Source organism: Variovorax ginsengisoli (genome assembly GCF_030811835.1).
Classification (GTDB): Bacteria; Pseudomonadota; Gammaproteobacteria; order Burkholderiales; family Burkholderiaceae_C; genus Variovorax; species Variovorax ginsengisoli_C.
Genome location: NZ_JAUSRO010000004.1, coordinates 84,170 through 98,050 on the forward strand (window position 1 = coordinate 84,170; position 13,881 = coordinate 98,050).

Genomic DNA, 13,881 nt, shown 5'->3' on the forward strand with positions numbered 1-13,881 from the left:
GCGACCCCACACCCCAAACACCGAAGACCGCGACGACCCCGGCGGTGATGACTTGATGACGAACAAGGCCCTCATCGTCGGCGTCAGCGGCGTCATCGGCAATGCCCTGTCAGAGCACCTGCTCGGCCAGGGCTGGTCCGTCCACGGGCTCTCGCGCGGGCGCACCGCCGTCGCGTCGGGCTGCGTGCCCCTCGTCGCCGACCTCACGAACCCGGCGCAGCTGCACGACGTGCTGCACGGCCTGGACGTCAACCGCGTGTTCTTCGCCGCCTGGTCACGCCAGGCGAACGAAAAAGAGAACATCCGCGTCAACGGCGCCATCGTGCGCAACGTGCTCGACGCCGTCGGCCCCTCGCTGCGCGGCGGCCATGCGGCGCTGGTCACCGGCCTGAAGCATTACCTCGGCCCCTTCGAGGCGTACGCGACCGGTGCCGTGCCCATGACGCCCTTCCGCGAGGAACAGGGACGCCAGCCCGTCGACAACTTCTATTACGAGCAGGAAGACCGCCTGTTCGAAGCGGCGGAGCGCCACGGCTTCGGCTGGAGCGTGCACCGGCCGCACACCATCATCGGCTTCGCTGTCGGCAACGCGATGAACATGGGCGTGACGCTCGCCGTGTACGCGACGCTGTGCAAAGCCATCGGCCAGCCCTTCGTGTTCCCCGGCTCGGCGGCGCAGTGGGACAGCCTCACCGACATGACCGATGCGCGGCTGCTGGCGCGGCACCTGGAATGGGCGTCGACGAGCGAAGGCGGCCGCAACGAAGACTTCAACGTCGTGAACGGCGACATCTTCCGCTGGAAGTGGCTGTGGCCGCGGCTGGCCGACTACTTCGGCGTCGAGGCGGCGCCCTTCGACGGAACGACCCGGCCCCTGGCCGACCGCATGGCCGATGCACCCGCGCAGTGGGCCGACATCGCCGCGAAGCACCAGCTGCGCGAGCCGGACATCGGCAAGCTCGCCTCCTGGTGGCACACCGACGCCGACCTCGGCCGGCCGATGGAAGTGCTGGCCGACATGACCAAGAGCCGCAAGGCCGGTTTCCTCGACTTCCAGAGCACGCCGGACGCGTTCTTCGACCTGTTCCAGCGGCTCGAGGCCGAGCGGATCATTCCGACGCGCTGAGCGCCAGCGCCGCGGCGCTGTCGAGGAAGCGCAGCGACGGGTCGAGCGCCAGCGCACGGCGCGCGGCCTGCGCCTCGGCCGCATCCAGCGCTTCGAGCAGCGCGACCTCCCCCGCGATGCTGGTCGCGACCGGCACGCCGTCGCGCCACAGCACGCGCGAGCCGGCGACGCGCGGCACCTTCGGCCCGTTCACGATGGTGCCCAGCAGGTTGGCCGGGTCACTGGCGGCCAGCGCGATGAAGGCGCCGTCGTGCGGCTCGCGCCGGACACGGCGCATCGACGCGACCGCTTCAGGCAACGCGAACTGTTCGCCCGACACGCCCGCGATGAAGCGCCCGCCACGGATCTCGCCGCGGGCCTCCAGCCGGCGGCACACGCGCACCAGGTCGCGCCACGGCGGTAGCCATGCGGCCTCGCGTTCCAGCAGGCGCCAGCAGATCACGCCGTAGCGACGCAACAGCACATGCACAACCTGTTCGATGGCTTCGGCCGAGCCCGGGTTGGCCGATTCGCTCGCTGACGGCGGACGCACCAAGGTCCATCGCCCCGCGTCCTCGATGCCGAACAGCGGCACGCGACGGCGGCGGCGCGTGTCGGCCGACGCGCGCTTCGACGCCGGCACAAGCAAGGCACGCAAGCCGGCGTAGCTATCGCAGCGCACGCGGCCTTTCGCGACGAGTTCGGTCAGCGCCTCTTCGATCTCGACCGGCAGCAGCCGCGTGCCGCCCGCGATCTCGTCGAAGAAGCAGGCGCCGTGCTGCTTCATATAGTCGGCCACGCGGGATGCGCGCGAGCCGAGGTTGTCGTCATCGATGGGCGCGGGCGCCAGCGCCGTCCAGAGCGCGGCGCTTCGGCGCGGCAGCAGCACGACCGGCGTAGCGTGCAGCGACAGGCTGCCCGCGCCCTTGCGCCCTTCCACCGACGTGGTATTCGGCCGCAGCCGCGTCCACAGTACGCGCCCTGCCGTGCACAGGTCGTCGAGCCACGCACCCGCGTAGTCGGTCACGCGCGCGGGCAGCACCTCGGCCTCCCACAGCGGCGCGGGCGCCTCGTAGCCTTCGAGCTGCGACAGCACGCCCGACAGCGCCTCCGGCCCGCTCACGCGCGATGCGGCACCGACGTGCTGCCACTCGAACAGGAACCGCACGAAGTCGCGCGGCTCCACCGGCTCGATCTCGCGGCGCAGGCGCTTGAGCGTGTAGCGGTGGATGCGCGCGAGCAGATGGCGTTCGCACCATTCGATGCTGTCGGTGCCCGGCGTGAACCGCCCCTGCAGCACGCTGCCTTCGGCCTGCAGCGCGAGCAAGGCGGCCTCCACGTCGGCGACAGGAAAGAACAACGGCGCCGCCAGTTGCGCGACGGTGACCGGGCCGAGCCCGCCGAGGCGCGAACGCAGCAGCTCGCGCAGCGCGGCATCGCGGTCGTCGGGCCGCTCGGCATCGGCGGGTGCGGTGATGGCGGGCTGCATCGGCGCCTCGGGCGCAATGGCCTGTAGCAGCGGCAGGCGCTCGGCAGAGACCCACAGGCCCCGTGCGCTGCGGCCCTTGCCTTCGAGCAGCAGCCGCGTCGCGCGCCCGGCCTTGGCCAGCGCGGTCAGCCACTTCTTCCAATCCGCCTGCGCCGTGACTTCGTCGTCGCTCACCGCGCCGAGCATGCCCAGCGCCTCGTGCATCTCGTCGGCGTTGCGCGGCTGCGGCCAGGCTTCGTCGCGCACGCTCGCGATGGCGTCGGCATCGAGCTGCCCGACGTCGTCGGCGCTCTCGGGGTCGGTGTAGCGGCGGTTCTGCACGGCCTGCGTGCGGCGCTCTTCGAGCGGCGCGTCGTCGAGGAAGGCGTAGGGCCGCGCGTTGAGCGCTTCCATCGCCAGCGGCGACGGCCCGGGCAGGTCGCGCGCCAGCACGCGCACCTGGCCCGACTCCATGCGGCGCAGCAGCGCGAGCCAGCCGTCGGCGTCCATCGCGTCGTGCAGGCAGTCGTCCATCGTCTGCGCGACCAGCGGATGTTCGGGCACCTCGCGCTCACCGACGATGTTCTCCAGGCACGCGACCTGGTCGGGGAACACCGCCGCCAGCAGGTCTTCGGAACGCATGCGCTGCAGCTGCGGCGCCACCTTGCGCCCGCCGGTGAAGCGCGGCAGCGCGAGCGCCGTGGTCGCGTTCCAGCGCCAGCGCACGCCGAACAGCGGCGCGTCGAGCAGCGCCTGCACCAGCACGTCGAGCGCCGAGTTGGAGTGCAGGTAGCGCGCCACCTCGTCGAGCGGAAAGCTGTGGCTGGTCGACAGCGACAGCACGATCGCGTCTTCGGTCGCCGCGGCCTGCAGCTCGAAGTTGAAGGTGCGGCAGAAGCGCTTGCGCAGCGCCAGGCCCCAGGCGCGGTTGAGCCGGCTGCCGAAGGGCGAATGAATGACCAACTGCATGCCGCCGGACGCGTCGAAGAAGCGCTCCAGCACGATGGTGTGCTGCGTCGGCAGCGTGCCGAGCACGGCCGCCGCATGCGCGAGGTGCTCGACGATCTGGCGCGCGGCTTCTTCCGCCAGGCCCATCGTCTTGGTCAGCAAGGCCATCGCGCCGTCGCGGCCGCTCAGCGCCAGCACCACCCCGACTTCTTCGCGCAGCCGCGACACGCCGAAGGAGAGTTCGTCCGTCCGCCCCGGCGCCTCGCCGAGCCAGAAGGGAATGTTAGGCGCTGCGCCCTGCGCGTCTTCCACCCGCACACGGCCGGGCTCGATCTTCAGGATGCGGTAGCTGGTGTTGCCCAGCTGGAACACGTCGCCCGCCAGGCTCTCGACCGCGAAGTCTTCGTTGACCGTGCCGATCTTGTCGGCCTGCGGTTCCAGCATGACCGTGTAGTCGCCCGTCTCGGGGATGGTGCCGCCGGAGGTGAGCGCCGTCATGCGCGCGCCCTTGCGCTCGCGCAGCAGGTGGTTCACCGCGTCGCGATGCACATAGCCGGCGCGCTGGCCCTGCCGCGTGGTGAAGCCTTCGGACACCATCCGCACCACTTCCATGAAGCGCGCGTGCGTCAGTTGCGCATAGGGCCAGGCGCGGCGGACCAGCGCGAAGAGATCGTCCTCGTGCCATTCGCGGCACGCCGTCTCGGCCACGATCTGCTGGGCCAGCACGTCGAGCGGCGCGGGGAGCACGCGCAGCGCGTCGAGCTCGCCGCGGCGGATGCAGTCGAGCAGCGCGGCGCATTCGACCAGCTCGTCGCGCGACTGCGGAAAGAGCCGCGCCTTCGGCACGCCGCCCACCGCATGGCCCGAGCGCCCCGCCCGCTGCAAGAAGGTTGCGATGGAACGCGGCGAGCCGAGCTGGCAGACCAGGTCGACGTCGCCGATGTCCAGCCCCAGTTCCAGCGAGGCGGTCGCGACCAGCACCTTGAGCTCGCCGCGCTTGAGCCGCTGTTCGGCGTCGAGCCGCGTCTCTTTCGAGAGACTGCCATGGTGCGCTGCCACCGCGTCCTTGCCGAGGATGTCGCCCAGGTGCCGCGCCGCGCGCTCGGCCATGCGCCGCGTGTTGACGAACACCAGCGTCGTTTTATGAAGCCACACCAGCTCGGCCACCCGCGCATACACCTGCGTCCACTGCTCGTTCGACATCACCGCCGCCAGCGGCGTGGGCGGCAGCTCCAGCGCCAGGTCGCGCTGCTTGGCGTAGCCGATGTCGACGATGGCGCAGTCGGCCGTGCCGTCGGCCTTCACCGCGCCCGCGCCGACCAGGAAGCGCGCCACCTCGTCGATCGGCTTCTGCGTGGCGGACAGGCCGATGCGTACTGGCCTTGTCCCACCCCCTTCTCCGCCCGCCTCCATGCACAGCGCCTGCAGCCGCTCCAGCGACAGCGCCAGGTGGCTGCCGCGCTTGCTTGCGGCGATGGCGTGGATCTCGTCCACGATCACGCTGCGCACCGTCGCCAGCATCTTGCGGCCCGACTCCGAGCCCAGCAGCACGTAAAGCGACTCCGGCGTCGTCACCAGGATGTGCGGCGGCCGGCGCAGGCTCTGCTGCCGCTCCCGCTGCGGCGTGTCGCCCGTGCGCACCGCCGTGCGGATGTCGACATCGGGCAACCCCAGCGCCGCCAACTCCGCCCGAATGCCGGCCAGCGGCGCGTCGAGGTTCAGGCGGATGTCGTTGGAAAGCGCCTTGAGCGGCGAGACATAGACGACTGCCGTTTCATCCGGCAGGCCACCCGGCGCGAGGCCCCGCACGACCAGATCGTCGAGCGCGGCGAGGAAGGCGGTGAGCGTCTTGCCAGAGCCGGTGGGCGCGGCGACGAGGGTGTCGCGACGGGCGCGGATGGTCGGCCACGCGGCGGATTGGGCGGATGTGGGGGCGGGGAAGGTTCCGGAGAACCAAGTGGTGACGGCGGGGTGGAAAAAAAATGCGAGCACAGGCTCACCAACTTAGGGCCAACACGACCATTTCAAGCCATAACCATTCAATGCCAGTGGCCCCTACCAATTTTCATGCCCAGCTTGAAAGTCAACAAATGACGAAGCGCAATCAACTTCAAAGTTCAACGAACGACGATTCTTCGGCTCAACCACCCCGAACTTCATTCTCGGACGTTCTGCCTTGCATTCGTGAAAAATTCGCCATGAAAAAGGCTGTTGGAAAACCCCTCTTGGCAATCTTCGTGACACACTGTATCTTTCGTCAACTAGTGTCATACGAAAAATCCGTGCGGCACCCATATCAGAGTCCGCAACCGCACCAGTTATTCTGCCGAAATAATCAGCAAGACTGATGCAGTTGATTTGCGAGACATTCGGCTTCCGCAAAAGCTAAGCGAACCTCATCCAGGAGCCAATTTGAAATCGTACGACCATGTTCCAGAGCGGCTTCTGACCTGTTTACATGACTCGCAAGATGGCCCATTTTCCATCTCCGCATACTGTGCAGGCTTCGAGGTAGAGCAATGGCGGTGCGATGCGTTCGCCGACCATGCAATGGAATGGATCGCCGATTATGCCTTAATTGAAGAGGAGCTTCGGGTTTCGCACACCAACATGTACATTCGACTAAAAGAAGCGGCGGCCCGCGTCTACAAAAGCGAAAACTACAATAAAAGGGGCGAGCTTGGAGAAATCACCCTTCATGCGATATGCCGGGACTACTTTAAAACAATTCCGTTTGCGCCACGCGTTTTTTACCTGACCGCCTCAAATGATGTGGTTAAGTCGTTTGACATGGTTCATGTTCGATATGATGAGAACGACGGAGTTGAACTGTGGCTAGGAGAAGCCAAATTTTATACCGACCCAAAGCAGGCAATCGCGTCAGCCATCCAGTCAATAAGCACACACATAGAGGCTGGTTTTCTAAAAAATGAAAAGCTTTTGCTAGGCCCGCAAATCTCAAAAAACGTCCCGCACTACGAGAAGATCAGAAAACTACTGTCGCGCCAGACGTCGCTAGATAAACTATTTGAAGCCGCCGTCTTCCCCATCTGCATAGTCTGCGATAGCGCAGCCGTCATGGGCCACACCGCACAAAGTAAAAAATACTTGGGAGAAGTAAGAAAGGAGATCGAGGCACTCAGATCAACACTCCTCGCCTCTGGATTGAGCGGAAAAATTCGAATGACCCTCATATACGTTCCGATTAAATCCAAGACAGCCCTGGCACTCGCGTTCGACAAAAGACTCAAGGGTTTAGCACATGGTTAGTCAACAACAGTGGGCGAATTTGTCAAATCTTTCTGGCGACACGCTTAAACACAGCGTGTTTGCCTTAATGCAGAAAGCCGCCGCAAGAATCCATAAAGGAGAAAGCGACGACCCAACTTTGTTAGAGATTATTCCCCGGCTCGCCGATTTAATCGCCAACAAAAAAGAACTCTTATCATTTGAGCAAGCATTTAGTTCACTGGCGCGAGCGACTGGACTTTGGAACTATATCGACAAGGAAAAAGCCGACACAGCAGATGCCATAGTTGCGGAGACGGTAACCCTGCCCGAGCTTGACGGCATTACGCTTCATAGAGAACAAGTCGTAGCGCTAACAGACTTGCTGGCCGGGCAGAACTTAATCCTAAGCGCGCCAACGAGCTTTGGAAAAAGTCTTCTTATTGACGCATTGCTTGCATCAGGCAAATACAAGCGAGTCGCAATAGTTCTCCCAACAATCTCCTTGTTGGACGAGTTTCGGCGAAGATTGAGGCGAAGATTTGCACACGCCTTCGAAGTAATCATGCATCCTGGAGAAATCCCGAGTAAAGACGCGAAAGTCATATTCCTGGGGACACAAGAGAGACTAATTAATAGAGCTGACTTGGGGAAGCTAGACCTTACAGTAGTCGATGAATTCTACAAGCTTGATTCAGGGCGGAAGGACGATAGGAGCGTGACGCTAAATGCGGCCGTTTACAAGCTTCTGAGCCGCTCGCGCCAGTTCTTCTTTTTAGGCCCCAACATCGATGGCGTTCAATTTTCCACCGAGGGTCGATGGAAATTTAGCTTCTTGAAAACGAGATTTTCAACAGTTGCAGTAGATACGTATGATTTGTCCGACATTAAAGACAAAGCAACTCGACTCTTCGATGAAGTCGGGGAAGAAAAAAATTGGCCTGCATTAGTTTTTGTTTCTTCGCCTTCCAAAGCAAATATTCTGTCTGCCAAAGCGGCTCAAGAGATGGCCGTCTCGAATGGAGGTGCTGATTTTTCTTCATGGCTCGCCGCTAACGTTGGCCAAGGTTGGTCATTGGTCGAAACGGTCAAGTATGGATTTGCAATACATCACGGGAGACTTCCAAGAGCGATCGCATCGCATATGGTTCGTCTTTTTAACAATTCCCAGCTTCCGGTGTTATTTTGCACTTCAACCTTGATAGAGGGAGTCAATACAGCAGCCAAGACTGTGCTCATTTTTGACAAAAAGATAAATCACGCGGACTTTGACTTTTTTACTTTTTCCAATATCAAAGGGCGCGCAGGACGATTAGGCCAGCATCACGTCGGGAAAGTTTTCCTTTTTAACGATCCGCCGGAAAGAGTGACCACTGATGTCTCGCCAACTTTGTTCGGTGATGACGATGACGCGCCCGACGACTATGTTGTTCATCTGGACGAACTTGAGACAACGAGATCCATTGACTCACGCGTTGCGGCGTTAAAGATATCTTTAGGCTTAGACGCCTCTGGTTTGAGGCTTGCTGCATCGATTGGCCTTGAAAAGGCTCTGGCACTCAAAGGGCACGTCGCAGCAGCCCTAAAGGATGGCCACCCTCTGGCATGGAGCTCTTATCCACGCTATAACGAAATTCAAGCCGTTTTGGAGGTTATATGCAAAATTAAACGGGCTGGTGAGTTCGGGGCGTTCACTCCCAAAGCGCTCACCTACTTCATTAACACGCTGAGACTGACGCAGTCGATGCGGGAATTTTTGGTCAAATACGATGGCGGATACACGGGCAAGCCAGAGGACCGTGACAACATTTTCAAGTTTTTGCGAGCCTGTGAATATGGCTTGGTTCAATGGTTTGCAGTTGTAGAGATTTTTGTTAGGCAGGAGCAACCTGATGCTGACTATAGCGTCTTCCTCGAAGGTCTTAGTCGATGGTTTAAAGCCGAGGAACTAAAAAATCTAGACGAGGAAGGCATACCAATTCAAATTTCTGAGCGTTTTCACAAGGGCGAGAACAAAGCCGAGTTGACCAAAAAATTAGCAGCCGCGGCGATTTCTCGCTCACGCTCTCTCTCGCCTTTTGAACGCGACTGGGTCCTTGCGGCACTGGATATAGATGAGCAGGGCCGCCCTCTATTATGAAAAATAAGCTGCCAGGAGCTGCATTAAATTTTTCCGTAGATTGTGAGCAGAACTGCGGCGGGTTGGCCAGGTAACGCAGGCCGACGCGCGGAAAGCGGCGCAGGCCGGGGATGATCGTGGGGCGCAACTCAGCCACCAACGCGTCGAAGGCAGAGTCGGAGTGGGCTTCGACTTTGAAGGCCTTGATGGCGTGCAGGCACTTTACGGTTCGGCCGGTACAACGCCTCAGTCACGCTTCTTGGCAGGCTTGGTGGGGCTGGCTTTCTTGGCCGTACGTTGCTGAAGCTTGGTAAGCGCCTGATCGGCTTCGAAGGTGTGGCCTGCCGATATATCGGCTAGGCCGCGCTTGGCGTCGTCAATCAGGAGCAGGTGAATACGCTCGCGTTCGAGGCGGTGGTAATAGTCCAGCCGGTCGGCACCGATCAGGGCGACGTAGCTTTCACCGTTCTTGGTGATGATCTTCTCGGCGCCCGCCTTGGCCTGGTCCGCCAACTCGGACAAGTTGGCCCGGGCCTGCGTGAATGCAACGACATCACTGGACGCGAATCCCATGGCGGCTCTCCGAAAGAAGTGGATGACAGAGTTCTGTGCAGCCTATCTGAACAGCGCAGACAACTCTCCAGGTGGCTTCAGGCCAAACTTCCTTGCTCGACGCGCGACGATGTGTCTAACAGTTCCTGTTGCCGGCCTGTGCGACGGTGCTCTCGCCTCAGCCGATCCACTCGCGCCAGGACACGTCGCCTCGCACCCCACGCTCAACTTCGTCGAGTCGACGGGCAAAGATCGCCCAGCGACCTTCCCCGCCGAACTCCGCGTGAAGCGACTTCACGAAGCGGCTCGCATGATCGAGCTCGTTCTGGCTGAGGTACCAACCGAAGACGCGTTCGTACTGCGCGAGCTTGCGGCCCGCGAGATGCGCAATCGCGGCCTGTGGCGTCGTCAGGCCATCGAGCATGTCGAGCAGCGCGGTGACATCGCGTGCGATCTCCGCGCCCAGGGCGTCGCCATCCGTGTCCAAGGTGACGTCGTATTCCCGTCGAGCGCCGGGGTTGGCGTCGTTCGGTCGCAGGCGCACATGACACGACGGCTCGCCGGGGTCTTCGACGAGGGGATCGCCGATCACCGCGTCGAGCGCGGGGAGGTACACGGACCCGTTGATGTAGAACCGCGCCGCGAGCGCACCGTTGCGCTTGCTGCGCTCTACATTGACGACCTGTGTGGCCTCTGCCAGTCGGCGCTGGAAGGTCGAACCCGCAGATGTGAATCCTCGGGCGGTCAAGAAAGGCTTCAGGTGGGTTCGAACGACTGCGGCGATCAGCTTCGATGGCGTCATGGGCGTAAAGAATAAGCCAGCGGCGCGCGCCCTGCGATCACGCCGTTCAACGGCTTCCCGGGCGCGTCTGCATCGACAAGCCAACCACTGAGCCCGTCACGCACCCTCGTGCTGGGCAGCGTCGCACTGTCTATAATTCCTTACCTGACGTAAGGAGAGCAAATGGCCATCGCTACGCTGACCAGCAAAGGGCAGATCACCTTGCCCATGTCCGTGCGCAAGGCGCTCGGACTCCGCCCGGGCGCCAAGTTGGATTTCATCGCCCAGGACGATGGATTCAAGGTGGTTGCGCTCGACACGCATGTCTCCACGCTCAAGGGCCGCTTTGCCGGGCGTGTGGCCAGGCCCGTCAGCCTCGAAGCCATGGATCAGGCCATCGCCGATGCGGCTTCGTCCGGGCACCGCAAACCGTAGCATTGAGAGCGCGCTCATGATCGGTCTCGATACCAACGTGCTGGTGCGCTATCTGGCACAAGACGACGCCAAGCAGTCGGCTGTCGCCACGCGCTTCATAGAAACCCAACTCAACGAACGCACACCGGGCTTCATCAGCCTGGTCGTGCTGGTGGAGGTTTGCTGGGTGCTCGAGCGGCTTTATGCAGCGACGGTCAAAGAGATCGGTGAGATGGTGAACGACCTGCTCAGCACGCCGAACTTTCATCTGCAACACCGCGAGGCGGTACAGGAGGCTGCGCAACTGCTGCTCACGCAGAAGACCAAGGGCTCCGGCTTCGCCGACTTGCTGACTGCACAGATCGCATTGAACGAAGGTTGCACTTCGATCGTGAGCTTCGACCGGGGTGCCGTTCGGAACGCCGGCATGACCCTTCTCAGCTGACGCGGCACCAATGCAAGAGGTCCGATATCAGGCGATATCGAACCGATCCAGCTCCATCACCTTCACTCCAGCCGCAGCTGCTTGGGCCACCAGTCGCCGTTCTGGGTGCGGGCGCCACTGGCCTGCTGGTGGAAGGGGCGCTTCGCTTCGGTGGTCATGAGTACCGGCCAGACCCATCGGTGTCGACCTACACGGGCTGTGGCTCCCGTCGACGGCGAACACGGCCGCTCGCGGCTCAGCATTGCTGAGCCTGCCCTTCGAACGCAGCGCCGCCTGAGCCGCCCCATTCAACCGGAACGAAACAGAGAGATATCCATGAAACCGATGAAGCCGATGAAGCCGATGAAGCCCATGGCGCCGATGAAGGCCGACGACGGCTGGTGGCCGGAAGGGCTGTCGAACCCCAGTTCGAGCGGCGGCCAGAATGGGATGAAGTACGCGTTCTTCCCCGACCAGAAGCGACTGGCGATCGAGCGCAACGGCCAGGTCGAGCAGTTCGACACCGGCAGCCACCGCATCTCTGGCGTGTCGCAGAGCCAGAGCGGCAACAGCGGCGGCGACCCGGTGTTCTCGGCGGATGGGGCCGACGTGGTGCTGTCCGACCTTCGCAAGGGGGGCTGAGCGCCTGGGTTCGGGCGGCCCTCAGCGGCCCAGGTGCTGTCGGCGCCACTGCCCCGGTGACAGCCCCGACCAGCGCTTGAACGCATGCTGGAAAGCCGACTGGTTGGCGAAGCCCAGCGCCAGCGCAATGTCCGTCAGGCTGCGCTGTGGCTCCGCCAAGTACTGCTTGGCCTTGGTGTCGCGCACGCCATCGAGCAGCGCACGGTACGTGAGGCCCAGGTCTTCGAGCCGGCCCTGCAGCGTGCGAGGCGCCATGTCAAGATCGGCAGCCAGCGCGTCGAGGGTCAGGGCTTCGTTGCCCAGGCGATCACGCAGGCGGCGCCGCAGCTTGACCAGCAGGCCCGCCGATTCGCCGTTCAGCCGCTCCAGCTCGGTCTCCACCTGGTTGCGCAGCATCCCGTTGACGCCGGGGTCGTGCTGGCGCACCGGCAAGGCGAGGTAGTCGGCCGCACCTTGCATCTCGGTGACGGGGCTGTGGAAGCTGATGTGACCGCCGAAGCTGCGCTCGTAGGCTGCCGCATCGGCCAACGGTGGCCCCTCGAAGCTCACGTCGAAACGCAGACCCGGTTCGCCGGTGAGCCAGCGCGCACGCCATGCCCAAGCGCCCATCAGCAGGTGGGCCAGCCTTGCCGAGGCGGTCTCGCCGGTGGGCAGCAGGCGCAGCGCAAAGTGTCGCTCGTCGACGGTGGACTTGACGCGGTAGACGTTGTGGAACAGGCGCTGAAAGCGCACCAGCAGCGTGCCGACCTCCGAGATCGACGGGCTGGTCATCAGCGTGAAGCCGAGCGCCCCGCCCTCCCATATCTGCACGAACTCCGACGCCTTGAGGGCCAGGCCCGGGTCTGCGAGGCGGGTTTGCGCCGCATCGAGCAGCGCGTGGAAGTCTTCGAGCGGGAACGCAGCGACCGTGTCGCCTTGCTCGATGCGCTGGAGCACCGACGCGGCGAAAAGGCTCGCCGGATCGACCCCCTGTTGGCGCAGATAGGCCAGCACCGAGCGGCAATGGCCGATGTGCACGCTGAGCGGCTGGGCCGGCGGGCGCTCGGCGGCTGGCTTGCGGGCAACCAGCCTGGGTGCGGCTGGCTCAGCCGGATGTAGCGGAGCGAGGAACTGGGGCTGCGTCACGGGCGGCGGAATCCTGGATACGTTGGATCGTCTCGATTCTGATGCGCTCGGGGCCGGCAAAGGCCTCGTTGCGCAAGGCTTCTACCTGCTGCTGCCGCATGCTGTCGGCGAGCGTAGTGTCGCCAAGAATCTTCTCACGTTGCTGCAGGTAGGCGGCGACACGACCATCCCAAGCCTGCGTCTGCCGATCCAGCGATTCGAGGCGGTCTGCGGCGTCACGCCCCACCAGTTTTTCTCGCACGTCGCGCAGTTCCTGGGGGCTGCCAGTGCGCTGCTGCCACGCGGTGGTCAACGCCTCCAGCGTTTGCACCGTCTCCGACACGTCCATTTGCTGGCGCACCGCTTCGGGCTGCGTGCCCCGCAGCTCGGCGATGTGCGCGGCCTTCTGCGCGGGTGAGAGGGCCGGGTCGTTCAGGATGCTCATCTTCGCGAGGCTGTACCGGTCGTACCCCTGCTCTTCGCCGAAGAAGGCCACCACCTCCTCGGGTTGGAAATAGCGGGCGCGCACGAAGGCGACCGCACCCAGGCGCGCCTGCATGTCGCTGAGCGAGGTGGCACGGCTGCCCGAGAGCACCCGCGAGAGTTCGTCCTTGTAGGCGATGTAGCTGTCGAGCAGTACCAGCGCCTGCTCTGCGGCGGCGCCTGGCCAGCGGTGCGTGATGTAGGCCCGAATACGCTCGCGCTGGCGCTCGACCGGCTCCTCGCCGCTGGCAGACAGGAAGTAGTCGAACAGCAGCCGCAGGCCGCGGGTGACCTTCAGTCTGCCGTGTTCGTCGACCTCCAGCTCGCCGCTCACCTCAGTGCCTTGCAGCGAAGCAGGCAGCGCTTCGAGGCCGGTGTCGGCCGTGGCGGGCGCCGTGTCGACCTCGGTCATGGTGCTGCCAGCGTGCAACCACACCTCAAGGCCACGGGGCGTGGGAGCTGGCGCCACCGGTGCCCGCTCCGTGCCGCGCCCGCTGGCCCAGACCCACAGCGCCAACGCCAACACCACGGCGAGCCCGGTGATGCAGACAATGAAGCGTCTACGCCGCCGCGATGGCGCAGCCTCCACGACCAACAAGTGCCTCATCGCGCC

General features: G+C 63.4%; 11 protein-coding genes. 6 read left to right on the forward strand and 5 right to left on the reverse strand.

Going from position 1 to position 13,881, the window contains the following annotated elements; all coding sequences use genetic code 11:
- The first annotated feature begins 55 nt into the window (after window positions 1-55).
- Window positions 56-1,126, forward strand: a complete 1,071-nt coding sequence (locus tag J2W36_RS06635) for an SDR family oxidoreductase (RefSeq protein ID WP_307688903.1) — start codon at window positions 56-58, stop codon at window positions 1,124-1,126.
- Here J2W36_RS06635 and J2W36_RS06640 read toward each other — a convergent pair.
- Complete coding sequence (locus tag J2W36_RS06640) at window positions 1,110-5,513, reverse strand: DEAD/DEAH box helicase (protein ID WP_307688904.1); 4,404 nt, start codon at window positions 5,511-5,513, stop codon at window positions 1,110-1,112. The two genes, J2W36_RS06635 and J2W36_RS06640, sit on opposite strands and share 17 nt — an antisense overlap.
- Before the next feature lie 420 nt (window positions 5,514-5,933).
- On the opposite strand from J2W36_RS06640, the gene J2W36_RS06645 reads away from it, so the two are divergent.
- Together J2W36_RS06645 and J2W36_RS06650 are read left to right on the forward strand one after the other, a co-directional pair.
- Window positions 5,934-6,791 carry a HamA C-terminal domain-containing protein gene (locus J2W36_RS06645; protein ID WP_307688905.1) on the forward strand — a complete coding sequence of 286 codons (858 nt, stop codon included), beginning with the start codon at window positions 5,934-5,936 and terminating at the stop codon, window positions 6,789-6,791.
- Entirely contained in the window at window positions 6,784-8,889 is a 2,106-nt protein-coding gene (locus J2W36_RS06650; protein WP_307688906.1) for a DEAD/DEAH box helicase, read from the forward strand. Before J2W36_RS06645 ends, J2W36_RS06650 begins: the two co-directional genes overlap by 8 nt.
- Before the next feature lie 225 nt (window positions 8,890-9,114).
- Here J2W36_RS06650 and J2W36_RS06655 read toward each other — a convergent pair whose 3' ends face one another.
- Both J2W36_RS06655 and J2W36_RS06660 read right to left on the reverse strand, forming a co-directional pair.
- Window positions 9,115-9,441 carry a type II toxin-antitoxin system Phd/YefM family antitoxin gene (locus J2W36_RS06655; protein ID WP_307688907.1) on the reverse strand — a complete coding sequence of 109 codons (327 nt, stop codon included), beginning with the start codon at window positions 9,439-9,441 and terminating at the stop codon, window positions 9,115-9,117.
- Window positions 9,442-9,598: 157 nt separating this feature from the next.
- On the reverse strand, window positions 9,599-10,222 hold the full coding sequence (locus J2W36_RS06660) for a DUF4304 domain-containing protein (protein WP_307688908.1): 624 nt from the start codon (window positions 10,220-10,222) through the stop codon (window positions 9,599-9,601).
- A 162-nt stretch (window positions 10,223-10,384) separates the two neighbouring features.
- Here J2W36_RS06660 and J2W36_RS06665 point away from each other — a divergent pair, with 162 nt between their 5' ends.
- The 3 genes from J2W36_RS06665 (at window position 10,385) to J2W36_RS06675 (ending at window position 11,681) form a co-directional block, all read left to right on the forward strand.
- Window positions 10,385-10,636, forward strand: a complete 252-nt coding sequence (locus J2W36_RS06665; RefSeq protein WP_307688909.1) for an AbrB/MazE/SpoVT family DNA-binding domain-containing protein — start codon at window positions 10,385-10,387, stop codon at window positions 10,634-10,636.
- 16 nt (window positions 10,637-10,652) lie between these two features.
- The gene (locus J2W36_RS06670; protein WP_307688910.1) at window positions 10,653-11,060 is read left to right on the forward strand and encodes a type II toxin-antitoxin system VapC family toxin; all 408 of its coding nucleotides are present in this window, start codon (window positions 10,653-10,655) and stop codon (window positions 11,058-11,060) included.
- Window positions 11,061-11,375: 315 nt separating this feature from the next.
- A complete protein-coding gene (locus J2W36_RS06675) occupies window positions 11,376-11,681 on the forward strand; it encodes a hypothetical protein (protein WP_307688911.1) in 306 nt (101 codons plus the stop codon).
- A 21-nt stretch (window positions 11,682-11,702) separates the two neighbouring features.
- Here the strand turns inward: J2W36_RS06675 and J2W36_RS06680 are convergent, their stop codons facing one another.
- Both J2W36_RS06680 and J2W36_RS06685 read right to left on the reverse strand, forming a co-directional pair.
- The gene (locus J2W36_RS06680) at window positions 11,703-12,806 is read right to left on the reverse strand and encodes an AraC family transcriptional regulator (protein WP_307688912.1); all 1,104 of its coding nucleotides are present in this window, start codon (window positions 12,804-12,806) and stop codon (window positions 11,703-11,705) included.
- The gene (locus tag J2W36_RS06685) at window positions 12,766-13,875 is read right to left on the reverse strand and encodes a lipase secretion chaperone (RefSeq protein WP_307688913.1); all 1,110 of its coding nucleotides are present in this window, start codon (window positions 13,873-13,875) and stop codon (window positions 12,766-12,768) included. The genes J2W36_RS06680 and J2W36_RS06685 overlap by 41 nt, the downstream gene beginning before the upstream one ends.
- Window positions 13,876-13,881 lie beyond the last annotated feature (6 nt).